This is a genomic window from Ruegeria sp. AB11, from assembly GCF_056536325.1.
In genome coordinates this window covers 699,212-722,780 of record NZ_JBQFJO010000001.1, presented here as the reverse complement: position 1 = coordinate 722,780, position 23,569 = coordinate 699,212, and the positions used below count along the sequence as shown (strand labels likewise).

At 56.2% G+C, this 23,569-nt stretch carries 19 protein-coding genes; 8 read left to right on the top strand and 11 right to left on the bottom strand.

The window, feature by feature from the left end; translation table 11 throughout:
• Positions 1–5: 5 nt before the first annotated feature.
• From ACR3EJ_RS03730 to cysQ, 6 genes are all read right to left on the bottom strand, one after another.
• Positions 6–1,706, bottom strand: a complete 1,701-nt coding sequence (locus ACR3EJ_RS03730) for a DUF5927 domain-containing protein (RefSeq protein WP_170542581.1) — start codon at positions 1,704–1,706, stop codon at positions 6–8.
• Positions 1,703–2,689: a glycosyltransferase family 2 protein gene (locus ACR3EJ_RS03725; protein ID WP_170542583.1), complete on the bottom strand. Its 987-nt coding sequence runs from the start codon at positions 2,687–2,689 to the stop codon at positions 1,703–1,705. Before ACR3EJ_RS03725 ends, ACR3EJ_RS03730 begins: the two co-directional genes overlap by 4 nt.
• Before the next feature lie 149 nt (positions 2,690–2,838).
• On the bottom strand, positions 2,839–3,885 hold the full coding sequence (locus tag ACR3EJ_RS03720; RefSeq protein ID WP_170542585.1) for a glycosyltransferase family 2 protein: 1,047 nt from the start codon (positions 3,883–3,885) through the stop codon (positions 2,839–2,841).
• The gene (gene galE / locus ACR3EJ_RS03715) at positions 3,882–4,865 is read right to left on the bottom strand and encodes a UDP-glucose 4-epimerase GalE (protein ID WP_170542587.1); all 984 of its coding nucleotides are present in this window, start codon (positions 4,863–4,865) and stop codon (positions 3,882–3,884) included. Before galE ends, ACR3EJ_RS03720 begins: the two co-directional genes overlap by 4 nt.
• The gene (locus tag ACR3EJ_RS03710; protein ID WP_170542589.1) at positions 4,862–5,662 is read right to left on the bottom strand and encodes a 3-deoxy-manno-octulosonate cytidylyltransferase family protein; all 801 of its coding nucleotides are present in this window, start codon (positions 5,660–5,662) and stop codon (positions 4,862–4,864) included. The genes galE and ACR3EJ_RS03710 overlap by 4 nt, the downstream gene beginning before the upstream one ends.
• Entirely contained in the window at positions 5,662–6,459 is a 798-nt protein-coding gene (gene cysQ / locus ACR3EJ_RS03705; RefSeq protein WP_170471042.1) for a 3'(2'),5'-bisphosphate nucleotidase CysQ, read from the bottom strand. Before cysQ ends, ACR3EJ_RS03710 begins: the two co-directional genes overlap by 1 nt.
• A 123-nt stretch (positions 6,460–6,582) precedes the next feature.
• Here cysQ and ACR3EJ_RS03700 point away from each other — a divergent pair, with 123 nt between their 5' ends.
• Positions 6,583–7,404, top strand: coding sequence for an ABC transporter permease (locus ACR3EJ_RS03700; protein WP_170542591.1), 822 nt, complete (start codon positions 6,583–6,585; stop codon positions 7,402–7,404).
• Here the strand turns inward: ACR3EJ_RS03700 and ACR3EJ_RS03695 are convergent.
• Complete coding sequence (locus tag ACR3EJ_RS03695; protein WP_170703447.1) at positions 7,401–8,003, bottom strand: alpha-ketoglutarate-dependent dioxygenase AlkB family protein; 603 nt, start codon at positions 8,001–8,003, stop codon at positions 7,401–7,403. The genes ACR3EJ_RS03700 and ACR3EJ_RS03695 overlap by 4 nt on opposite strands.
• A gap of 214 nt (positions 8,004–8,217) precedes the next feature.
• Between ACR3EJ_RS03695 and dnaK the strand changes: the two genes are divergently transcribed.
• The 3 genes from dnaK to radC all read left to right on the top strand — a co-directional run bounded on the left by dnaK (position 8,218) and on the right by radC (position 12,266).
• Entirely contained in the window at positions 8,218–10,125 is a 1,908-nt protein-coding gene (gene dnaK, locus ACR3EJ_RS03690; RefSeq protein ID WP_170471036.1) for a molecular chaperone DnaK, read from the top strand.
• A gap of 74 nt (positions 10,126–10,199) precedes the next feature.
• Positions 10,200–11,351 (top strand): molecular chaperone DnaJ, encoded by a 1,152-nt coding sequence (gene dnaJ, locus ACR3EJ_RS03685; protein ID WP_010442938.1) that lies wholly within the window; start codon positions 10,200–10,202, stop codon positions 11,349–11,351.
• Between the two features lie 159 nt (positions 11,352–11,510).
• The gene (gene radC / locus ACR3EJ_RS03680) at positions 11,511–12,266 is read left to right on the top strand and encodes a RadC family protein (RefSeq protein WP_170542595.1); all 756 of its coding nucleotides are present in this window, start codon (positions 11,511–11,513) and stop codon (positions 12,264–12,266) included.
• 3 nt (positions 12,267–12,269) lie between these two features.
• Here radC and ACR3EJ_RS03675 read toward each other — a convergent pair whose 3' ends face one another.
• From ACR3EJ_RS03675 to secA, 3 genes are all read right to left on the bottom strand, one after another.
• Positions 12,270–13,826, bottom strand: a complete 1,557-nt coding sequence (locus tag ACR3EJ_RS03675) for a phosphate ABC transporter substrate-binding/OmpA family protein (RefSeq protein ID WP_170542597.1) — start codon at positions 13,824–13,826, stop codon at positions 12,270–12,272.
• 25 nt (positions 13,827–13,851) lie between these two features.
• Positions 13,852–14,772: a hypothetical protein gene (locus ACR3EJ_RS03670; protein WP_170542599.1), complete on the bottom strand. Its 921-nt coding sequence runs from the start codon at positions 14,770–14,772 to the stop codon at positions 13,852–13,854.
• Between the two features lie 100 nt (positions 14,773–14,872).
• Positions 14,873–17,590 (bottom strand): preprotein translocase subunit SecA, encoded by a 2,718-nt coding sequence (gene secA / locus ACR3EJ_RS03665; protein WP_170542600.1) that lies wholly within the window; start codon positions 17,588–17,590, stop codon positions 14,873–14,875.
• A gap of 176 nt (positions 17,591–17,766) precedes the next feature.
• Between secA and ACR3EJ_RS03660 the strand changes: the two genes are divergently transcribed.
• Genes ACR3EJ_RS03660 through mutT form a run of 3 tightly spaced genes read left to right on the top strand, consistent with a single transcriptional unit; the run spans position 17,767 to position 20,242 of the window.
• Positions 17,767–18,615 carry a peptidylprolyl isomerase gene (locus tag ACR3EJ_RS03660; protein WP_010442932.1) on the top strand — a complete coding sequence of 283 codons (849 nt, stop codon included), beginning with the start codon at positions 17,767–17,769 and terminating at the stop codon, positions 18,613–18,615.
• A 5-nt stretch (positions 18,616–18,620) separates the two neighbouring features.
• Complete coding sequence (gene argJ, locus ACR3EJ_RS03655; RefSeq protein WP_170542602.1) at positions 18,621–19,847, top strand: bifunctional glutamate N-acetyltransferase/amino-acid acetyltransferase ArgJ; 1,227 nt, start codon at positions 18,621–18,623, stop codon at positions 19,845–19,847.
• Positions 19,844–20,242, top strand: a complete 399-nt coding sequence (gene mutT / locus ACR3EJ_RS03650; protein WP_170471024.1) for an 8-oxo-dGTP diphosphatase MutT — start codon at positions 19,844–19,846, stop codon at positions 20,240–20,242. The genes argJ and mutT overlap by 4 nt, the downstream gene beginning before the upstream one ends.
• A gap of 57 nt (positions 20,243–20,299) precedes the next feature.
• On the opposite strand, the gene ACR3EJ_RS03645 is transcribed toward mutT, so the two are convergent.
• Positions 20,300–21,241 carry a sterol desaturase family protein gene (locus tag ACR3EJ_RS03645; protein ID WP_170542604.1) on the bottom strand — a complete coding sequence of 314 codons (942 nt, stop codon included), beginning with the start codon at positions 21,239–21,241 and terminating at the stop codon, positions 20,300–20,302.
• Positions 21,242–21,609: 368 nt separating this feature from the next.
• Here ACR3EJ_RS03645 and ACR3EJ_RS03640 point away from each other — a divergent pair, with 368 nt between their 5' ends.
• Entirely contained in the window at positions 21,610–23,553 is a 1,944-nt protein-coding gene (locus ACR3EJ_RS03640) for an AMP-binding protein (RefSeq protein ID WP_170542684.1), read from the top strand.
• Positions 23,554–23,569 lie beyond the last annotated feature (16 nt).

Below are 23,569 nucleotides of genomic sequence, written 5' to 3'. Positions count from 1 at the left end.
TTTAATTACTGCACCAGATAGGGCTTTTTGAACGATTTGGCTTGTCCGCCAAATACATCGTTAACAGGAAAATCACCCATCAAATAGGGATGCATGCCCTGGTTTTTGAGATTCTGCAGAAACTTACCAAACCCCGTCAGATCCACCATCGTGGGTGCCTCGGTCAAGTGGGTGGGCTGGGGCGCACCCATATCTTCAAGCACGGTCTGCAGGTGTTCCATGGGGGATTCCACGAACTCAGCCATGGTCCAGACCCGTATTCTAGAGCTTGCGCGGGCTGTATCCAGCAACTCAAGCTGCTTTGTTTCCCGCTGCTGCAAACGGGCAGCTTCACACCGAATATCGGCAAAGTTCATGTTGGACCTGAACAAGGGAACCGCCCAGGCCCCGGTGATCATTGCAATACTGGCGTTCAGATCGCGCAACAGGAACTCGTTGATCTGTTGGGCATCATTCGGTCCGAATTGAAAACATTGGCGCTCGCCCCGTGTGTTCCAGATGACGTTCGACAGGAATGCAGTCGGATTGTAGTCGCGGAGAGACGCGCAATCGGGAAGCGCGCCGTTCATCATTGTGCCACCGTTTGCAAATTGCGCCTTCTCCGGGTGAAACAGATGTCCGTGCACCCGTGCACTCGTCACATTTGCAAGCCAGGGCTCGAAATCTTCAAACAGCTCTGAAAAGCCTTGAAGCACGGAATAAGGAAAAGCAGTTAGGCCGCGTTCGCTTGTCGCGCGCGGAAAACAGCTCTGCATGTACAATCCGTCCCGGCCGCGAATGCGCCGCTCGACAGCTTTAGAAAACACTCGGTCGATCTTTCCCGGATTGGGCTCAGCCGGTGTCATCGCGCTGTTTTCATCCGACAAAAAGGATTGATACAGCCTGTCTGCTTCGTGCCAGATTTTCCGCGCCACAAAGCAATCCGAGCGGCGTAGCAATTGTAGGTGGTCATCGTAGAACATATGAGGTCGGCCCTGATAGTCGAACTTCGACAGTGTCAGCGACCGGCTTTCGATATGCGTGGAATACAGGCGCGCAAGTGTTTGGAAATAGCTTTCGTCCGGGATCCAGACCCTCCGAAAATACCGGTCATAGTCCGGTCGCTTGGGGTCCTGCAAAATGGCTGACAGGGTTTGCCGTGTCAGGCACCACCATTGGCTGCCCATATGGGGCACCAGACCTTCAGGGATGGCCCTGCGCAGGCCTGCTGCGCGTTGAAGCCGCACGTATGCGTCAAACAATCTCCGTTGTTTGCGCCATGAGAACGGAAAACGCAGCGTGAAGCGTTCAAGATCCAACCCCCCCATGGTCCAGCTGACATCGCGTGTTGTGGCGCTTTCGATGAAATCAACGCGGGGGCGATCAGCCAGATAATCTATCAGCTCGCCCACAGGGCGAAGCGGCAAACAAGAACCTGAGGCAAGATAAACGTGACGCACCTTCGGGAAACTGTCCAACATCTGGTTTGCAGCGGATTGCGAGGCCGCAACGATGCCCCAACCACCCCATTCACAGACATGTCGATCCGAGAACTGGATTAGCGGGTTGTCTGAGCACGCAGTGACCAGAGTGGAATAGGCCGAGTTGGCCACTTTGCGATCTACATGGATCACGACCGGGCAGCCCGATGCGGTCCAATGCCGCGCCACCTGCTCTACTCGGTCGAGTGCGGTGTGCACCAGCATGACGATGCCCAGGCTGCTCATGCCCAGTTCCCTTTTGACATCATGCCGAGGATCTCAAGCTGTCGCCAGTTGATGTATTTCTCGGACCAGTTGTTCCAGAAAATAGGTTTATTCTGCAACTGTTCGGCATAGGCTTTGTATTCTTCCGAACCGCTGTAATGCTGGCTGCGGCTTAGCTCCTCGTACGCTTTGTCGCCCAGAGTTTCGATCAGCTTGGCATGCAGCAGCGCGCCGCTGGTCTTCTCACCCCCGCGCTCCTCATAAACTTGATTGAGGCCACGGGGCAGCAGCGCATGGGTAGAGCTGACATAGGCGTAGCGGCGATGCCATTTCACCAAAGGGATTTTGTTCAGTGCAGGGGCTTTTTCGGGCGTATCATGAAAGAAAACCCGTGCTCGGGCACCACCTTGGATCCACAGGTTCCCATAGGTGGGATTCCGAGTGATCATGTAGTTGCCCGAGTCAAACCACGGGGCGATCTCTAACGGATCCTGACCGGCGCGATAGGGCGTGTCTTCGATTGGCCCTTCGGGATACATGTCGATCAGCATCGTGCCGAAACTACGCACGCTGGTGTCGTCCAACCAGTCGGTCAACGCCTTTATCGGGCGTGTATCACAAAACGGGTAAACAAAGAACTCGTCCGGATCGACTGTCAAAACCCAGTGTTTGTGGGCATAGGTTCGCAGCAGATAATTTGACCAATCCAGCCCATACGTCGACCGTTTGTAGCTGCCATCCGTCCACCAAAGTGACACGTCTGGCTGGCCGGTTAAATACTCACGCGTTCCGTCATTGCTATTGTTGTCGACGAATAGGAAATGGTTAATGCCAAGCTTGCGGTAGTAATCGAGAAAATAGGGCAGGCGGATACATTCGTTTCGCACGACGCTCATCAACAAGATGTCCTGCGGGCGAATATCTGGCGTGTTATTCTGTATCGCCTTCAATTCGCGTCTTTTGCGCAGGCAACGCAAAAGGCGACGCTTGCGTCGCAATCTCATGCGATAGGAATCCAAAAGGCTCACGCGGCTGCCCAACCTTTTTTGATATACGCGAGTCTGCCCGGGGCCGCCTGAGGCCTGAGTGGTGCCGAGCCGTCATCGTTTTATGACATCTAGCTACCTTGCGAAGCAATGGGTTTATATCCCGTTTACTTCCCCGTAGTGGCTGGAAAGCTGCCACCGTTCAGCAGCCCCAAAGTCTCCAATTGTTGCCAATCGCGCAACTTTACAGAATCAGACCCCCAAAGATCGGGTTTATTAATAATCCCATCATAATATGTGCTGAATTTTTCAGGGTCGTGGAAATGCTGGCGCCTGTGTTTTTCGATCTGCGATTTTTCTACAACCCCCGGCAGGAATTTCGTGTGCAGCAAAACGCCCGAAGGAGCCTGCCCCTCTGGCCCGTCATATTCAAAATTCAAGGCTCGCGGCAGGACGGAGTGGCAGGAATTCACATAAGCCATATGTCGCGACCAGTGGACCAAAGGGATTTTGTTCAGAGTCGGGGATCTTTCAGGGCGGTCCGAAAAGAAAACTCGCTCGCGCGTCCCGCCTTGAACCCACAAGTTGCCCAATGGAAATTGACGTTGGGATCTGTAGGGGCCGGGGTCGAACCCGTTCAGAACATCCGTAGGATCGGATTGCGGGTCATAGTACTGTGTGCCCACTGGGCCTTTGGGAAACAGATCCAGCATCAATGCGCCAAAGGCGGACTGCCCACGCGCGTCCAGCCAGCCCGTCAAATCGTTCAACGAATGCGTGTCGTGATGGGCATAGACAAGCAATTCATCGGCATCGACCATAAGCGTCCAATGCCCGTGGCCAAATTTCCACTGTAGATATGTCAGCCAATCCAATCCGAACCGGGACGCACGATAGCTAGCAGTTGTCTGCCACAGCGATACATCCGGCTGATCAAGCAGGTACTGGGTCGATCCGTCGTCGCTGCCGTTATCCACAATCAGAAAATGATCTACACCCAGCGTCCGGTAGTGGTGAAAAAACCACGGCAATCGGCTGATCTCGTTCCGTAGAGTGGTAAAAGCAAGGATAGCTCCCGGCGCGATTTGTTGCGTTTTGTCTGCACGCGAAGTTAGCTGATGGCGGCTACGAAAAGACCGCAATAAAAGCCGCTTACGCTTTAGGCGCAGTTTGTATCGCTGCCCCCAGCTTAGCGGCTGATCCTTTGTGCTCACTTTTTGTAGCTGCCATTCTGATGCCAGCGCCACGCATCGGTGATCATCGTCTCTAACGTTGATCTTTTTGGCATCCAGCCCAGCTCTTTTTCTGCGCAGCTTGAACCGGATACCAGACATGTACAGTCCCCTGCCTGGCGTGGGCCGATGCTGTAGGGCACCGCTCGATTGGTGACGGCCTTCGAATGCTCGATCACTTCCATAACCGAAAATCCCGATCCGGTACCCAGATTGAACAGACGGCTCTCTTTGCCTTGCTCCAGCCACTTCAGACCAAGAACATGCGCATCGACCAGATCGCAGACGTGCACATAATCGCGAATACAGGTGCCGTCGGGCGTGTCATAATCGGTGCCGAACACTGTAAGACCATCGCGCTTACCGGCGACAGCGTCCAGCATCAGCGGCACCAGATGGGTCTCGGGTTGATGGAATTCACCAATTTCGGCATCCGGGTCGGCCCCGGCGACATTGAAATATCGGAAGATCACATGGTTTAGCCTGTAGGCGAATTCGAAATCACGCAGGATATCTTCGATCGCGCGTTTTGAGGCGCCATAGGCGTTCAGAGGATGTTGAGGTGAGGTTTCATCGAGCGCGACATTGTCGTGTTCGCCATAAGTGGCGCAGGTCGATGAAAAGACGAAATTCAAACAGCCCGCGTCGACTGCCGCTTGGATTAACGTCAAAGAGCCGGTCACATTGTTCGACCAGTACCTGCCAGGCTCGGACATTGCCTCACCCACTTGGCTGAGGGCTGCGAAATGCATCACGGCGGCTGGCTGGTATTTGGCAAAGACGGCGTCCAGATGCGCGCGATCCAGTAGGTCGCCCCGCTCGAACGGACCAAATTTCACCGCATCCTGCCAACTGGTGACCAGATTGTCATAGGTCACCGGAATATAGCCCGCCTTTGCAAGCGCCTTGCAGGCATGCGAACCAATATAGCCCGCGCCGCCGGTGACCAGAATATGGTTCATTCCAGTCCCATCGCGGCCATCATTTCTTCGATCTTGGCGACATCCTGGGGGTTGTTCAGTTCCCAAAACTGACGGCCCTTGGCTTCCACCTCGACGCACAGAACCTTGCGACCGTTTTCCATGAAACGCAGTTGTTCAAGGCCCTCCAAAGTTTCCAGCGGGCCGGTCCGCCAGGAGGGATAGTCTGCCAGTGCATCTGGCCGATAAGCGTAGACTCCGACATGATGAAAGACCGGAGTTGGATCATCGTTGGCATAGGTCTCAGAGGTGAATGGAATTACCTCTTTCGAGAAATAGAGCGCACTGTGATCATTGCCAAACACTGCTGTCGTACCCCCAACGCGGTCGTGTTTGCGGTCATTCAACAACCCATTCAGAGCGTCGCCATCGCAGCGCAGAACCGGGGTGGCCACACCGGCCTCAGGGGCATCGCGCAAGCCTGAAATCAGGTCTTCGACAAACCAGTGCGGCGTCAATGGTGCATCGCCCTGCAGGTTCACTACGATCTCATAACCGCTGCCCAGCGCCGTATGCGCCTCGGCGCAGCGTTCGGTGCCATTGCGACAGGTATCCGAGGTCATGATCACTTCGGCCCCGAACCCCTCGGATACTTCGCGAATGCGGTCATCGTCTGTCGCCACGACGACGCGATCGACACCCGCGACCGAAATGGCGGCGCGCCAGGACCGTTCGATCAGTGTCATGGCTGTACCATTGACCCCGGTCAGCGGCACCAGAGGTTTGCCCGGATAGCGGGTCGACGCGTAGCGGGCGGGAATGACGATCAGAACAGACATCAGGCTTCCTTCAGGTCGACACCCGGAGCATAGGCGATGAAAAACGGGTTGGCATAGCCGTCTTTGCCGTAGGTCAGCGGGGTGTGGTCATCAAAGCGCACGACATTTCCACCAGCACCGGCTAGTACTGCATGGCCCGCTGCGGTGTCCCATTCCATTGTGCGGCCCACGCGGGGGTAAAGGTCAGCCTCACCCGTTGCGACCAGACAGAACTTCAGCGACGACCCGGCGCTCTTGCTGTCGCGCACCTGATATTTGTTGATGTAATCCTCAGTCGCCTGATCGCGGTGCGATTTGGACGCCACGATCATCAACGCTGTATTGTCCGGTTTAGAGACTGAAATCGGAGCTGTCTCGCCTGCATTATCCTTGTCCAGATCACCTGTCTCTTCAACCGATTGCCCATCGGCTTGAGTATAGAACATCCGGCCTCGGGCAGGCGCATAAACTACGCCGCGCGTCGGTACGCCGTTCTCAACAAATGCGATGTTCACTGTGAAATCGCCTCGACGGTTGATGAATTCCTTGGTGCCGTCCAGCGGATCGACGATCAGAAAGGTCTCACCTTTTTCCGAGTGCGAGTCCGCCTGCTCTTCAGTCACTAGTAAAATTTCGGGAAAAGCTTCGCGCAGCCCGGCCGAGATCAGCGCATCTGCGGCCTCATCCGCCTCGGTCACCGGACTGGAATCGGATTTGACTTTGACGTCGAAATCATCCGCCTCGTAGATCTGCATGATCTTGTCGCCTGCCTGAAGGGCCAGCCGCCGGATGACGGGTATCAGGGCGTCATAGGTCACAAAAAAGCTCCGTTCTTGAGATTTGTTGATCCAAGTTTCTTACGGACTTATGATGCGCTGGATACGGAACAGCAAGAATTTCGTGCCAGATTGCAGGTGACATGAGCAGGAAAGAGTGGTCGCGTGTTTCACTATAAGCGAAATCAGTCGTTGTTGGGCGGGGCCTTCACCACAGCTGAACTGATATTCCATGCGATTGTGCGCAATATCCGATCGCAGCATTCAAATGCGGTGATGGCGATCCTTATTAATATTCTTCAGGTGGTTGTGGTCACCGGAGCGTTCTACTTGATCCTGTCTTTCATGGGCACCCGGATCGCTAAGATACGCGGTGAGTTCATACTTTTTCTGCTGTCTGGAGTGTTTCTGTTTCTGACACATATCAAATCGGTCGGTGCCATTGCCGGTGTCGGAGATGGCAACAATCCCATGACTTTGCATTCGCCGATGACCATGATGGTGATGCTGGCGGCTTCGGCGCTAGGCACGCTCTATACCCAACTTGTCTCGATCCTGGTGATTTTGTTTGTCTACAGCGTTGCCGTTTCGCCGCTCGAGATTCAGGAGCCAGGCGGAGCTTTTGCCATGCTTGTGCTTGCCTGGTTTACGGGGTGTTCGGTGGGGCTCGTGTTTCTGGCGCTGAAGCCGTGGTTTCCCAATACAGTGACCATCCTGAAAAATGTCTATCGGCGGATGAATATGGTTTTTTCCGGCAAGATGTTCGTGGGAAACGCGCTGGGCGGGTTCATGCTGACCATGTTTGCCTGGAACCCGCTGTTTCATGTTATCGACCAATGCCGTGGTTTTGTGTTCCGGAATTATTTTCCTCGCAACACAAGTTGGGAATATGCGCTTTGGGTGGGGATTGTCCTGACCATGATCGGGTTGCTGGCTGAATTCTACACGCGCAAACACGTGTCAAAAAGCTGGGAGGCGCGTCGCTAGGTGGCGACCCGAAGCGTCAGATTAATACGCCCGCCCTTCGGCAGCAGTTTGGATGATCCAAATCGGATGCGGTCAATCCCGTGATATGTCAGCCGGGCAGGTCCGCCCATGATCACCACATCGCCCGAGTTCAGCCAAATTGACTCGGTCTTGCCCCCGCGTGTCGTATTGCCGATGCGGAATAACGCGTCATCGCCCAGTGAAATCGACAGCACCGGCCAAGAAAAATCAGCCTCGTCCTTGTCTTGATGCAGGCCCATCTTGGTGCCTTCGCCGTAGTAGTTGATCAGGCAGCAATCGGGCTGACGTTCCGCACCGGTCACGTCTTGCCAGATCGTCAGAATATCATCCGGGATTGCAGGCCAGGTCATGCCTTTGGGATGGGTATCCTGATACCGATAGCCAGCCCGATCCGTAACCCAGCCCAATGCTCCGGCCGAGGTCATGCGTACCGACATTTCTTTGCCCGATGGGGTGATGGGCCGATAGAGCGGCGCGGCCTTCAGAATCGGGCGCAACAGGTCAACCAGGCGGGTTTGCGACACCGCATCCAGATAGCCTTTGCGGATATCAAATCCGCGCAAAAGAAGCCGCGCCATGGAAGAATCCCCAAACCTTGCCAGAACCTTGCCAAAAAAGGCTACAAAATCCCGAAAACCTGCGTTTCTGACCGCTTGCAGGCCCCAGTCTGCGCCCTTATATACGCCTCGACGCGCGATGGTGTAGTGCTGTCGCGCACATCAGATCGGGGCCGGGATGCCGTAACGGGTTCAGGCCTCGGGACATCGCCTTAAATTGAAAGGGATCAAAATTATGGGAAAAGTAATCGGGATTGACCTCGGAACCACCAACTCGTGCGTGGCCATCATGGATGGCTCGCAGCCGAAGGTCATCGAAAACGCCGAAGGGGCGCGGACCACGCCCTCGATCGTCGCCTTCACTGAAGATGAGCGCCTGGTCGGTCAGCCTGCAAAACGTCAGGCGGTCACCAACCCCGACAACACGATCTTTGGCGTCAAGCGCCTGATCGGTCGTCGCGTGGATGATGCCGAAGTCGAAAAAGATAAGAAAATGGTGCCGTACGCCATCGTTGATGGCGGCAATGGCGACGCGTGGGTTGAAGCCCGCGGTGAAAAGTACTCCCCAAGCCAGATCTCGGCCTTCACTTTGGGTAAGATGAAGGAAACCGCAGAAAGCTATCTGGGTGAGGAAGTCACGCAGGCAGTTATCACCGTTCCGGCATATTTCAACGACGCCCAGCGTCAGGCCACCAAAGACGCCGGTAAAATCGCCGGTCTAGAAGTGCTGCGGATCATCAACGAACCGACAGCGGCTGCGCTGGCCTATGGTCTGGACAAAGAAGAAACCCAAACCATCGCGGTTTATGACCTTGGTGGCGGTACCTTCGACGTGACCATTCTGGAAATCGACGACGGCCTGTTCGAAGTGAAGTCGACCAACGGTGACACCTTCCTGGGTGGTGAAGACTTTGACATGCGCATCGTCAACTACCTGGCGGACGAGTTCAAAAAAGAACACGGTGTCGATCTGTCCGCTGACAAGATGGCCCTGCAGCGTCTGAAAGAAGCCGCTGAAAAAGCCAAGATCGAGCTGTCTTCGACCTCGCAGACCGAAATCAACCAGCCGTTCATCTCGATGGGTTCGAACGGTCAGCCGCTGCACATGGTCATGAAACTGACCCGTGCCAAGCTGGAATCGCTGGTTGCGGACCTGATCAAGAAGTCGATGAAGCCGTGCCAGGCTGCTCTGAAAGACGCCGGTCTGTCGGCTGCTGACGTGGACGAGGTTGTTCTGGTCGGTGGTATGACCCGGATGCCGAAAGTGATCGAAGAGGTCACCAAGTTCTTCGGTAAAGAGCCGCACAAGGGTGTGAACCCGGACGAAGTGGTTGCCATGGGCGCCGCCATTCAGGCCGGTGTTCTGCAGGGCGACGTTAAAGACGTGGTTCTGCTGGACGTGACCCCGCTGTCGCTGGGCATCGAGACGCTGGGTGGCGTGTTCACCCGTCTGATCGACCGCAACACGACCATTCCGACCAAAAAGTCTCAGGTCTTCTCGACCGCCGAAGACAACCAGAACGCCGTAACCATCCGCGTGTTCCAGGGTGAGCGTGAAATGGCTGCGGACAACAAGATCCTGGGTCAGTTCAACCTCGAAGACATCCCGCCCGCACCGCGCGGTATGCCTCAGATCGAGGTGACTTTTGACATCGACGCCAACGGCATTGTCTCGGTTTCGGCCAAAGACAAAGGCACCGGCAAAGAGCAGAAGATCACCATCCAGGCCTCGGGCGGTCTGTCCGATGAGGACATCGAAAAGATGGTCAAGGACGCCGAAGAGAACGCGGAAGCCGACAAGGAACGCCGCGAGCTGGTCGACGCCAAGAACCAGGCGGAAAGCCTCATCCACTCGACCGAAAAGTCGATGGAAGAGCATGCCGACAAGGTTGACCCGACCACCATCGAAGCCATCGAGCTGGCGATTGCCGCGCTGAAGGACGAGCTGGAAACCGAGAATGCCGACAAGATCAAATCCGGCATTCAGAACGTAACCGAAGCCGCCATGAAGCTGGGCGAAGCCATCTACAAGGCGCAAGCCGAAGAGGGTGAGGATGCGCCGGCGGCAGCCGATGAGGCACCGGGTGAAGACGACATTGTCGACGCCGAGTTCGAAGATCTGGACGACGACAAGCGTAACTAACGGGTAACCGGGCCAATATGGGCCGGTCCGGTTGCCGGGCCGGCCCAATTACGTTGAGGCAGAAGGAACAACTGATGTCCAAACGCGACTATTACGAAGTGCTCGGCGTGTCCAAGGGCGCTTCGGCGGATGAGATCAAGAAAGGTTTTCGCAAGAAAGCCAAAGAACTGCATCCCGATCGCAACAAGGACAATCCTGATGCCGAAGCGCAGTTCAAAGAGGCCAACGAAGCCTATGATGTGCTGCGCGATGGCGACAAAAAGGCGGCCTATGACCGCTTTGGCCACGCTGCGTTTGAAAACGGTATGGGTGGCGGAGGTCGTCCCGGTGGCGGTTTTGGCGGCCAGGGCGATTTCTCCAGCGCGTTCTCAGACGTTTTCGACGACTTGTTCGGCGACTTCATGGGCGGCCAACGTGGCGGCGGCGGTGGACGTCGTGCAGCCCGCGGATCGGACCTGCGCTATAACCTTCGGGTTTCGCTGGAAGAGGCTTATGCGGGTCTGCAGAAAACTATAAATGTACCGACCGCCGTGGCCTGCTCTTCATGTGAGGGCACTGGGGCTGAGGGTGGGGTTGAACCCACCACCTGTCCAACCTGTTCCGGTATGGGCAAGGTGCGCGCGCAACAGGGCTTCTTCACCGTTGAACGCACTTGTCCGACCTGCTCCGGTTTGGGTCAGATTATCAAGAATCCCTGTAAATCGTGTGGCGGTGCTGGTCGTGTTGAAAAAGATCGCGCGCTATCGGTGAACATTCCAGCGGGCGTTGAAACCGGTACCCGCATCCGTCTTGCCGGTGAAGGCGAGGCTGGCATGCGCGGTGGCCCTCCGGGCGACCTCTATATCTTTGTCGAGGTTTCGGATCATAAACTGTTCGAGCGTGACAGCGTGAACCTATATTGTCGCGTTCCGGTCAGTATGGGTAAAGCGGCGCTGGGTGGCTCGATCGAAGTTCCTACAATTGATGGTGGTCGCGGCCGCGTTCAGATTCCGGCAGGCAGCCAATCCGGGCGTCAGATGCGTTTGCGCGGCAAAGGCATGCCCGCGTTGCGTGGTGGTGGTATCGGCGACATGTTCATCGAACTGGCCGTGGAAACTCCGGTCAATCTGACCAGCCGCCAGAAAGAGCTACTGCGTGAGTTTGACGATTTGGGTGAAGACAATCACCCGGAATCGAAAAGCTTTTTCTCTTCTGTGAAGTCCTTCTGGGATGGCATGAAAGGTTAATCCGGTTAAGCAGGGGGGCTCTGCCCCCATCGCCCTTTGGGCGACTCCCCCGAGATATTTATGGCCAGATGAAGCGGGGGACCCGTGTGTTGCCGATCCGACGGGCAGGGATAAGGCGCGTTAACTTTTCGGAAACCGATTCTGCGTCAGAGTGGGGTTATGACCCAAGACGCCTTTGCCGAAGCCCCCATGCTGTTCGATACGGATGAAGCACCGGCGCAGCCGCTGCCCGTTGGTCGGTTACCCTCCTACATCAAAGACCATCGCAAGCGGCTGCGCGAAAGGTTCATGTCTGGCGGATCAGCAGCGTTGCCGGATTATGAACTGCTGGAGCTGGCTTTGTTCCGATCCATCCCGCGTCAGGACGTGAAACCGCTGGCGCGTGCTCTGATGGATGCGTTTGGCGACTTCAACCGCGTGTTGACGGCGCCTGAGGAACGGCTGCGTCAGATAAAGGGGATCGGGGACACGGTGATTACCGATCTGAAAATTCTTGAGGCCTGCGCTCATCGGATGGCACGAGCGCGGGTGATTCAGCGGCATGTGATTTCGGGCTGGGATGCGCTGCTGGATTATTGCCACACGACGATGGCCCATCGCGAGACCGAGCAGTTTCGGGTGTTTTATCTGGACCGGAAGAATGTACTGATCGCAGATGAAGAGCAGGCGAAGGGCACAGTGGATCACGTACCGGTTTATCCGCGTGAGGTGGCGAAACGCGCGCTGGAGCTGAATGCGTCAGCGTTGATATTGGTGCACAACCATCCCTCAGGTGACCCGACGCCTTCACAATCTGACATCGACATGACCAACCGGATTCAGGATGCTTGCACGGCGCTGGGGCTGACCTTGCACGATCATTTGATTATCGGCAAATCGACAGAATTGAGCTTTCGCGCACAAGGATATCTTTGACCGCTATCGAATCCAGACTTCGACCCGGCGGTTCACCTTGCGGCCCCATTCGGTGTCGTCGCAGGCCATTGGCATCGCTTCGCCAAAGCCCTCAACCGCTATCTCGAGACTCGCAGGAATACTCGTTTCGATTGCCGCCAGCACCGCGTTACGAACGGTTTTGGCCCGCTGCAGAGCAATGCGCGTGTTGGATGTGGCAGCCCCGTCGCCATCGCTAAACCCTACAAAAGTCACCTGTCGCGCATCCAGCCTACCGCTTTCCAACACCTGCGCCAGGTGCAGGATATTAGAGCGGGATTGCGCATCGGGTCGCGACGAGCCGGGCTCGAAGCGGAAGGACAAAGATAACCGGGACAGAGGGCGGAGGGTTTCGATCATGCGCTGTAGTTCTTCCAGTCCAACTTCGGTTCCGCCGGTGCTGACGGCATTGACCAGCCGCTCGCCTTGTAACGCCATCCCGATGGTCTCGGGTGATTGATCGACAAATCCGACTTGCCGGATCACCATTTGTGCAACGCCACTTTGGGTGTAGGCCAGAAATTGCCGGGCGAGCCGCGGCAATCTTCTTTGCGGCAGGTAGATAAACATCGGTGCGGTGAGCGGGTAGTCCTCGGTCTTTACTGATTGCCTCGTCGCCGAGAGGGTATGACCGCAGCCACCGGTCAGTGGCAACGCTCGCGCTTCGCCCGTCTCAGCAAGGCTGGCGATACCAATTGCGAAAGGATCAACTGAGATCGCGCGTACAAGATCGCTGTTGCGAGCATGAAATGTAACGTCTGCTGAGATCGGCGCATCGACCGGTGCCAGCAACAGATCCTCTATGGCCTGTGTGAGGCCAGATCCGGCTTTCGGCAGGTACAGAGAAATGGGTGCATCGGGACCGCCAAGATCGGACCAGTTTGTATTTTGTCCCGTGAAGATTCTGGTTAAGTCTGCGGGGGATATCTGACGTATGGGATTGTCGTCAGATACAATCGGAACAATCGCATCCAGTGCCAAGACCCGCGACCGGCGTGCCTGAGTCAGATCACCCAATCCAGCGTCGCGGTTCAACTTAGCCTCGTCCGGCCGAATCTCGCGTTGGGCAAGAACGATATCCGCCGCGCCTTTTGCAAGATCGGTAAACCCCTGAGAGGTGCCGGTTACGGAGAAGGTAAACCTGGCCAAAGGTGCAAAGCGGTCAGGATGATGCAATGTATACTCACGTTGGGTTACGGCAGTCTCTGAAACAGATACCGACAGACCTTCTTGTTCGGCAAAACCCTGCACGAGTGCCGGCATCAAAGTTTCTGCCATAACGGATGAACCTGAAAATCGCACTTCGGCGACAAAATCGGTCAGATTGGGGCAGGCTGGTCCATCGCATGTCACGCCCGAGCCATCGATCGTCAGTTCGCCAAACTGCGTATCGACGCGGTAAAACTCACCATCATACCCAAGCAATGTGCCGACGACTTCGACCTTGCCGTCGTTTGAGGTCAGAGTGATGTCTTGCGCGGAGGCTCCCTGTGCCAAGGACAAGGACAAAAGCGCGACAAATGCCGCACGAAGGATTTTCATTGTGGACCGTTGAATTGCCTGCTGCCTATTTGGCAGCGATTGTCAGGTCTGTGAACAGATTATTCAACACCAGAAAATCACCAGCCGTTTCGCAACCCGGCATATCCAATGTCAGATCGCGGGATCTCAGGCGTTGATCCACGCGCCATTCCAGCGATTGCAAGTTCAGAGGTTTGCCGCAATTGGCCTCGGTGACCTCAGTTTCGACTGATAGGGTGATCGAGCCCGTCTCGGTCGCGGATTGTATCGGGAAGGAATAGACTTCAATATTGCGTGCAATGTCAGAGCCGCCCTGTCCAAGATGGATCACCGAACCCTCACCGCCGGCCTCAGAGCCAGTCCATACGTGGCCTTTTTCTCCGTAGCCTGCGCCGAATTCCAATGCGTGCAACTGCAGCTCTGTCTTACCCTGCCATTGTAGGGCGATCCGGTTGAAGTCGTTGATCTCTGGCACATGCGTTGTTGCAACTGTACCTTTGCCGTCGGGCAGTGAGATCAAGAATATGGCGTATTCGGACAGCGCCGGAACAGTCAGGTTCAAGCCACCAAGCGCATCGGTTTCGGTGCTGAATACCAGCCCGTTATGATGAACTTCGATGGTTGCATTTGCATGGCACGGGGCCTTGACTCGCAACCGTGCATTCGCACCGGGTACAGCCAAAGCGCGCGCGCTTAGATCACAGTTGGATGGCAAACGGCTTTGTTCGGGAGCTGGAAGCGAGGATTTTGGTTTAATCTCATTGTGCGCTTCGGTGGGGGAGGAAGAAGTCAGAACAACGCTTTGCAACCCGGCAAGATCCGCGCCCTGCTCAGAGATCGACGCGACACGCGCGCCGCTTGGATCAGCGCTGAGTTGCTGCGCGGATCCGCTTTGCATCAGATACCCGATGGCCAGGGCGCAGGCAACAGTTCCGCCCGTGGTCACATAGTTCTTTATTACAAACAAGACACCCTCCCCAGTTGAAGGAGCGACTCGTAACTTGCCTCTGAATCAAGGCCAATATGTGGCCTTGACGCGGACTCATTGTGTTTGAAAGTGGATGACGTTAGGTCAATCTACCGTGGCAATGTTTGAACTTTTTGCCTGAACCACAGGGGCAGGGATCATTGCGCGACGGATTTCCCCAGGTTGTAGGGTCATCTTCGACAAAGCCAGGGCGGGCATCGCCCGAAGCTTGCGCATCTGCCACTGCTTCGGCCTGTCCCGCCGCCTTATCCACTGCCTGCTGGGCCTGGGCCTGCTGCGCGGCCATCTGTGCCAACATTTCCTTCTGTTCCTCTTCGCTGAGCGGGCGAACGCGCGACAATTGCTGGGTCACGGTTTCACGCAACGAATCGAGCATCCCTTCGAACAGCTGGAAGCTTTCGTTCTTGTATTCGTTCAGCGGGTCACGCTGGGCATAGCCTCGGAAAGCCACGACCGAGCGCAAATGTTCCAGCGTCAGAAGATGTTCGCGCCATTTGCCGTCGATGGTTTGCAGCAGAACCTGCTTTTCGATGTTACGCATATTGTCGGGGCCGAAGGCGACGGCTTTCTGTGCCATCATTTCATCGGCTGCCTTGATCAGGCGTTCGCGGATCTGTTCGTCATCCACCCCCTCTTCGGCGGCCCAGTCCTGAACCGGTGCATCAATGGTAAGTTTGTCCTTGACGGCCTCATGCAGCCCCTCGGTATTCCATTGATCAGCATAGGTTTTCGGCGGCATGTATTCGTCGATCATATCGTCGATTACCTGCTCGCGCATATCCGAAACCACATCCGACAGATCGTCCGCTGACATGATCTCGCGTCGCTGGCTAAACACCACCTTACGCTGGTCATTCATCACGTCGTCAAACTTCAGAACGTTCTTGCGCATGTCGAAGTTGCGACCTTCGACCTTGGACTGCGCCCGTTCAAGCGATTTGTTCACCCAAGGGTGAATGATCGCCTCGCCCTCTTTCATGCCCAGCGTGGTCAGGACCTTGTCCAGTCGTTCCGAACCGAAGATGCGCATCAGGTCATCTTCGAGGCTGAGGTAAAACACCGTGCGGCCCGGGTCACCCTGACGTCCCGAACGTCCGCGAAGCTGGTTGTCGATCCGGCGGCTTTCATGGCGTTCGGACGCCATCACGTAAAGACCGCCAGCCTCTAGCACCTTTTCCTTTTCTTCCGCGTGCTTGGCTTCTTCTGCCGCACGCAGCTCGGCCGGGTCAGCCTCGGGGTTTTCGGCGAGCGCCTGAAGCACCTTCATCTCGACATTGCCGCCCAGCTGAATATCGGTGCCGCGGCCCGCCATGTTGGTGGCGATGGTCACCGCGCCCAGACGGCCTGCATCGGCCACAATCTGCGCTTCCTGTTCGTGCTGGCGGGCGTTCAGAACGTTGTGTTCGATTCCCTCTTTGTCCAGCATCTGGCTGATCACTTCGGACTTTTCGATCGACGTGGTGCCGACCAGGACCGGCTGACCTTTTTCACCGGCCTTTTTGACCTGTTCGATGATGGCGCCGTATTTCTCACCCGTGGTGCGATAAACCTGATCGTCCTTGTCCTCACGCGCAATCGGCTTGTTGGTCGGAACCTCGACCACGCCCAGACCATAGATTTCCTGAAATTCCTCGGCCTCGGTTAGCGCGGTGCCGGTCATGCCCGACAGCTTGTCGTAAAGGCGGAAATAGTTCTGGAAGGTCACGCTGGCCAGCGTCACGTTCTCGGGCTGAATCTGCACGCCTTCCTTGGCTTCGATGGCCTGATGCAGGCCTTCAGACAGGCGACGACCCGGCATCATCCGACCGGTGAATTCGTCGATCAGCACGACATTCCCATCCCGGACGATATAGTCCTTGTCGCGTTGGAACAGTTTATGCGCGCGCAGGCCCTGATTGACGTGATGCACCACAGTGGTGCTTTCAGGGTCGTACAGCGAATGCCCTTCGGGCAGCAGACCCGCCGAAAGCAGTTGCTGCTCGAGAAACTCGTTGCCTTCATCGGTGAAGGTCACGTTGCGGCTTTTTTCATCCAGAGAATAATGATCGTCCTGCAATGTCGGGATCACCGCATCGATGGCAGTATACAGATCCGACCGGTCCTGCGCAGGCCCCGAGATGATCAGCGGGGTCCGAGCCTCGTCGATCAGGATCGAATCCACTTCATCCACAATCGCGAAATTGTGGTGCTTCTGATAAACCTGCTCCAGATCGGCCTTCATGTTGTCGCGCAGATAGTCGAAGCCGAGCTCGTTGTTTGTGGCATACGTGATGTCGCAGTTATACGCGGCCATTTTCTCGGCATCGGGCTGACCTGTCCAGATCACGCCTGTGGTCATGCCCACGGACGCGAACACCTTGCCCATCCATTCCGAGTCGCGCTTGGCCAGGTATTCGTTCACTGTAACCACATGCACGCCCTTGCCGCTCAGTGCATTCAGATAAGCGGGGAGAGTGGCGACCAAAGTCTTTCCCTCACCCGTCTTCATTTCCGAGATATTGCCTTGATGCAGGAAGATGCCCCCCATCAACTGCACGTCAAAGGCCCGAAGACCCAGCGCGCGCTTGGCCCCTTCGCGGACATTGGCAAAGGCCTCAGGCAGCAGGTCATCCAGATTTTCACCGTCCAGCGCCCGTTTGCGCAGCTCAGCGGTCTTCTCGATCAGGCCTTCGTCGGTCAGTTTCTCGAACTCGGGCTCCATCGCGTTGATCTTTTCGATCAGGGGGCGGGTCGCCTTGATCTTGCGGTCGTTCGGTGTTCCGAACACCTTTTTGGCGAGCGTTCCGAGTCCCAGCATGTTCACTCCAGCGGATCTGTTCTTATCGTGGTTGCGACAGGCTTGCCCACCTTGCGCGCAACCCATAGATACGGGGGGTGAAAGGCGGCCCTGTCCAAGGCTTCAAAGCGATGTAAGCGGCAGGTTCTAAAGTGTCAACGCTGCGCCCTGTCGCGGCAAAGAAATAGGATGATTCCATGCCCAAAGGCCTCACTTTTCTGCCATCGCTGGCGCTTGCTGCCGTGATGGCCCTGCCGTTGGCCGCCGAAACCAAGCCAGATGCCTCGACCGTCGTGGCGCGCGTGAATGGTGATGAGATCACATTAGGTCACGTCATCGCCACCGCGTCTGCTCTGCCCGCGCAGTATCAGCAATTGGAAGACGACGTTCTTTATGACTTCATCCTTGAACAACTGGTCCAGCAACACCTGTTGGGTCAGCAACAGGATGCTCTGAACCCTCTGAACGCATTGCGTCTGGAAAACGAAACGCGGTCCCTGCGTGCGGTACAGACGGTTGAGGCGATCACCGCTGCCGAGGTTACGGATGAAGCAATCCAAGCCGCCTATGATGCGCAGTTTGCCGAATTCGAGGGCGAGGACGAATTCAACGCCAGCCATATTCTGGTTGAAAGTGAAGACGAAGCCAAAGCCATCAAGGCCCAGTTGGACGAGGGCGCGGATTTCGCCGAATTGGCGAAAGAGAAGTCCACCGGCCCCTCGGGACCCAATGGCGGTTCGCTGGGATGGTTCGGTAAAGGTCAGATGGTGCCCGAGTTCGAAAACGCGGTTGTAGCTTTGGAAAAAGGCAGTGTTTCGGAACCCGTCCAGACGCAATTCGGATGGCATTTGGTTGCTCTGAACGATAAACGCAAAACGCAGGCCCCGGAACTGGCCGTCGTGCGTGATGAACTGGCCCAAACCATCCGGCAGGACGCGATTCAGGCCAAAGTCGACGAGTTGACGCAGCAGGCAACGATTGAACGTCCAGCGCTGGAAGGGGTTGGACCCGAGGTCATGCGCCAGATCGAGCTGCTGCAGGAGTAACGCGCGTGGCGACGATCACCAAGGTATCACCATTGGCCCCAGAGGCCTTTCCTGAATTGCCTGCCATCGACGGCGTACGTTTTGCCACGGTTGAGGCGGGCGTCCGCTATCAGGGCCGCACTGACGTCATGATGGCGGTGCTGGATCCGGGCACATCGGTGGCTGGGGTTTTCACCCGTTCAGCCACGCGCGCGGCGCCAGTTCTGGACTGTCAGGACAAAATCGGCGGACCGTGTGATGGGCCTGCGGCAATCCTGGTGAATTCGGGCAATGCCAACGCCTTTACCGGTCATTATGGACAAACCTCGGTGGCCGAGGTGACGCAAGCCGTCGCCAAAGCCACCGGCGTTGCGGTGGAGCGGGTCTTCACCTCTTCCACCGGAGTCATCGGCGAGCCGCTACCCCATGACCGCATCGTCGCCCAGCTTGAGGCCTTGAAATCCGGCTTAAATCGGCACGCCATCGAAGACGCGGCGCGGGCGATCATGACCACGGATACCTTCCCAAAAGGGGCATCCGCGCAGGTTGAGATCGATGGCAAAATAGTCTCTATCGCAGGGATTGCGAAGGGCTCCGGCATGATCGCGCCTGATATGGCGACGATGCTGGTCTATATCTTCACCGACGCCCATGTCGAACAATCCGCCCTGCAAGCGATGTTGGGCGCACAGACAGATCGGACCTTCAACTGTATAACCGTCGACAGCGATACCTCGACCTCTGACAGCCTGCTTCTGTGTGCGACCGGAGCCTCGGGCGTTGATGCCACGGGGAACGACGCGTTTGCGCAGGCACTTGAAGCCGTGATGCTGGACCTCGCGCAGCAAGTGGTGCGCGACGGTGAGGGGGCAACGAAATTCGTAGAAATTCGTGTGACCGGAGCTGCAACGGACGCTGACGCCAAAATCCATGGGCTGGCCATTGCCAACTCGCCTCTGGTCAAAACCGCCATCGCAGGCGAAGACCCGAACTGGGGTCGTATCGTCATGGCCATCGGTAAATCCGGCGCTGCTGCTGACCGCGACCTTCTGAGCATTTCTTTCGGCGACATCCTTGTCGCCGAAAAAGGCTGGGTTAGTCCCGATTACCGCGAGGAAGACGCCGCCGCTTACATGAAAGGCCAAGACCTCGTGATCGCAGTCGATCTGGGATTGGGTGAAGGTAAATCCACCGTTTGGACTTGCGACCTGACCCACGGCTACATCGAGATCAACGCGGATTACCGTTCATGAAAACAATCTTAGTGTCTGCGGTGGCTCTGATCGACATCGAGGGCCGCGTCCTGCTGGCCCAACGCCCCGAAGGCAAATCTATGGCTGGTCTTTGGGAATTCCCAGGGGGAAAAATCGAACCCGGCGAAACCCCTGAGGCTGCGCTGATCCGCGAATTGCACGAGGAGCTGGGCATCGACACCTGGGCGTCGTGCCTCGCACCCCTGACTTTCGCCAGCCACAGCTATGACGATTTCCACCTGCTGATGCCGCTGTTTGCCTGTCGCAAATGGGAAGGCATCCCGCAATCCAAGGAAGGGCAGGCGCTAAAGTGGGTACGCGCGAATGATCTGAGAAATTACTCGATGCCTGCGGCGGATGTTCCGTTGATCCCGATTTTGCGGGATTGGCTGTAGGCACAGGGTGAGAGCCACTGTTCCAGAGGGCTACAGGGGCTCACCTCTCAAGTTTGTTCAACTGCGTTGAAAAATCCGAGCTGCTTTCATCAGTGGCTCGACATACACGCCGTATAGGGTCCGATAGTCTTCAGTTTCCGGTCCGATGCCAAACTGTAAATCTTCCCGGCCTTTGGGGACATAGAGCGTACCGCCCATCCGGTCCCAAACCGCCAATCCACCGCCCATGTTTTTGTCCCAATGCTTAGGGTCGCTCGAATGATGGATTTGGTGCATGGCGGGTGATATCAGCCATTTCTCAATACGCGGGCCATAGCTGACCCAGATGGGACTGTGGCGCAAAACACCACCGATGAGATTGGACCCGAAGAATATGACATTTGCGCCACCGATCTGATAGGCGGTCAGATGATCACCAAACAGACCTATGAAGACACCATTCACGATAGCGGCCGCACCTACTGCGCCGAAACCGAAAAATACCGCATCGAATGGATGGTGCCGCTCGGCGGTTGCAAAGTTCAGATGCTCTGCCGAGTGATGTATCTTGTGGAATTCCCAAAGAAACGGAACCTTGTGCTGCAGATAGTGCATCCACCAGCGCATAAAATCATTCACGACATACAGCGTGACGGTCAGCGCGACGGCGACCCAGACCGAGCCACCCTCGCTTTGAAGGTCTGCGCCCAAAGACCGGATTCCATCAGCGACCACAGGGGTCAGCTTCCAGAGTGTGTTGACGATCCAATCGAGGGCAAAGACAAAGACGATCGGATTGAGAAGAAGGATTACATAATCAATGAAGGCCGAGCGGGATCCCCAGACTTCTTTATTGAAGAAAACCGAATGAAATCTGCGGTCATCTCCTCCCAATCGATGGGCGACGATTGCGATGCTCATACCACACAGGACATAAACCCAAAAATGCCGCAGGTTTGCGTTATCCGCAAAGCCCGAAATTTTGGATATGGCTATCTGAGCCAGTTCTGAAAAGTCCATTTCGCGGTGCCTGTACCAAATTCACTGCATAACTGCATAGATGTAATCTCACTTAATACCGGCGGAAATGTGGCGCAGCCCTCCCCTTCTTCAACTGTTCGGAGTGCTTTATCTAAATTCGATACACCAAAGGGCTTGGCCTTAGCAGATGTGGTCGGGTCCCGGATCTCGACCTGCCGACACGGTGCCCTGTTACAATTCGTAAGAATTGAGAAAACATCAGGCAAAACTTGACGCTGATCTTATCCGCGTCCCTTATCGGGGCATCGGCGCCCGGGGCGTGTTCCCGGCTTGTCGTTTCCGGCCCGAGGAGGGGTCGGATGGGGAGGAGAGAAAGATTGGCTCAGACGCAGTCGGGCGCTGGTGGGATGCAGTCCCTTCCGGCGCTGTTACACCGCAATGTGACCCAGTTCGGGGATGCCCCGGCTTACCGCGAAAAGGAATTCGGGATCTGGCAATGCTGGTCCTGGGCCGAAACCGCCAAAGAAATCCGCGCCATTGCATTGGGTTTTCTGGAGATTGGCGTTGAAAATGGCGATCATATTGCTGTCATAGGCCGTAATCGCCCGGCGCATTATTGGTCGATGGTCGCGGCACAGATGGTGGGCGCGATCCCAGTGCCGCTTTACCAAGACGCTGTTGCCGAAGAGATGACCTATGTGATGGAGCATTGCGGCGCAAAATATGTCGTCTGCGGTGATCAGGAGCAAGTCGACAAGGTCATCGAAATTCAGGAAAAAGTGCATCAGATCAAGCACATTCTGTATACTGATAAACGCGGGATGCGGAAATACGACCACAGCCAGATGAACGCGCTTGAAGACATCATGGCCGAGGGCAGTGCCGGCCACGCGCGGTTTGATGCGGAACTCGACAAGCGCATCGCCGAGATCACCTATGACGACACCTGCGTGATGCTCTACACCAGCGGAACGACGGGCAAGCCCAAGGGAGTGGTGCTGTCGAACCGGAATGTGATCGAAAGCGCCAAGAACTCGGCGGACTTCGATCATCTGACCCGGAATGAGGACATCCTGTCTTATCTGCCGATGGCCTGGGTGGGCGATTTCATCTTCTCCATCGGTCAGGCCTATTGGTGCGGCTTCTGTGTGAACTGCCCCGAAAGCGCCGACACGATGATGACCGACCTTCGCGAGATCGGGCCGACCTATTTCTTTGCACCGCCGCGCGTATTCGAAACTCAGCTGACCAATGTGATGATCCGTATGGAGGATGCAGGCAAGCTGAAGCAGCGCATGTTCCATCATTTCATGGCCCATGCCAAAAAGGTTGGCGGGTTGCTGTTGGACGGCAAGCCTGTGGGCTTTGGCGACAAATTGAAATACGCGCTGGGCAACCTGCTGGTTTATGGCCCGCTCAAGGATACGTTGGGTTATGGCCGCTTTCGGGTGGGCTATACAGCGGGTGAGGCAATTGGGCCGGAAATCTTTGATTTCTATCGCTCTTTGGGCATCAACTTGAAACAACTCTATGGCCAGACCGAAGCAACTGTGTTCATCACCGTGCAGCCGGATGGTGAGGTGCGTGCCGATACGGTTGGTGTGCCCGCGCCGGATGTCGAGCTGAAGATCGATGACAGCGGCGAAATCCACTATCGCTCGCCCGGTGTGTTTGTTGAGTATTACAACAATCCGGACTCCACGGCTTCAACCAAAGATGCCGAGGGCTGGGTTGCGACCGGTGATGCCGGGTTCATCGAAGAAAGCTCGGGCCATTTGCGGATCATCGATCGCGCCAAGGATGTTGGCAAAATGGCCGACGGATCGATGTTCGCGCCGAAATATGTTGAGAACAAGCTGAAGTTCTATCCTGATATTCTCGAAGTCGTGCTGTTTGGCAATGGCAAGGATCGTTGTGTCGCCTTCATCAATATCGATCTGACCGCGGTTGGAAACTGGGCCGAACGCAACAACGTGGCATATGCGTCCTATCAGGAGCTAGCGGGTCATCCCCGAGTGTTAGAGACGATTCGCGGCCATGTGGAAGCGGTGAATAAGTCAGTTGCGGCTGATGAAATGCTGTCGGGCTGTCAGGTGCATCGCTTTGTGGTTCTGCACAAGGAACTGGATGCCGACGATGGAGAAATGACCCGGACTCGGAAGGTGCGCCGTGGCTTTGTCGAGGAGAAATTCCACGACATCATCGCTGCGCTTTATGACGGGTCTGGCCAAGTGTCGACCACCACCGAGGTGACCTATGAAGATGGTCGCAAGGGTTCGATTTCTGCGACGTTGGAGATTGTCGATGCGCCGGTTGTGCCGGTCGCGCAACACAAGGTGGCGGCGGAATGAGGGGGCTGACGTGCGC

Coding starts and splice junctions, on each gene's coding strand:
- ACR3EJ_RS03730 (WP_170542581.1), bottom strand. CDS start 1,706: ATGAGCAGCCTGGGCATCGTCATGCTGGTGCACACCGCACTCGACCGA.
- ACR3EJ_RS03725 (WP_170542583.1), bottom strand. CDS start 2,689: ATGAGATTGCGACGCAAGCGTCGCCTTTTGCGTTGCCTGCGCAAAAGA.
- galE (WP_170542587.1), bottom strand. CDS start 4,865: ATGAACCATATTCTGGTCACCGGCGGCGCGGGCTATATTGGTTCGCAT.
- ACR3EJ_RS03710 (WP_170542589.1), bottom strand. CDS start 5,662: ATGTCTGTTCTGATCGTCATTCCCGCCCGCTACGCGTCGACCCGCTAT.
- ACR3EJ_RS03695 (WP_170703447.1), bottom strand. CDS start 8,003: ATGGCGCGGCTTCTTTTGCGCGGATTTGATATCCGCAAAGGCTATCTG.
- dnaK (WP_170471036.1), top strand. CDS start 8,218: ATGGGAAAAGTAATCGGGATTGACCTCGGAACCACCAACTCGTGCGTG.
- dnaJ (WP_010442938.1), top strand. CDS start 10,200: ATGTCCAAACGCGACTATTACGAAGTGCTCGGCGTGTCCAAGGGCGCT.
- radC (WP_170542595.1), top strand. CDS start 11,511: ATGACCCAAGACGCCTTTGCCGAAGCCCCCATGCTGTTCGATACGGAT.
- ACR3EJ_RS03675 (WP_170542597.1), bottom strand. CDS start 13,826: ATGAAAATCCTTCGTGCGGCATTTGTCGCGCTTTTGTCCTTGTCCTTG.
- secA (WP_170542600.1), bottom strand. CDS start 17,590: ATGCTGGGACTCGGAACGCTCGCCAAAAAGGTGTTCGGAACACCGAAC.
- ACR3EJ_RS03660 (WP_010442932.1), top strand. CDS start 17,767: ATGCCCAAAGGCCTCACTTTTCTGCCATCGCTGGCGCTTGCTGCCGTG.
- mutT (WP_170471024.1), top strand. CDS start 19,844: ATGAAAACAATCTTAGTGTCTGCGGTGGCTCTGATCGACATCGAGGGC.
- ACR3EJ_RS03645 (WP_170542604.1), bottom strand. CDS start 21,241: ATGGACTTTTCAGAACTGGCTCAGATAGCCATATCCAAAATTTCGGGC.
- ACR3EJ_RS03640 (WP_170542684.1), top strand. CDS start 21,610: ATGCAGTCCCTTCCGGCGCTGTTACACCGCAATGTGACCCAGTTCGGG.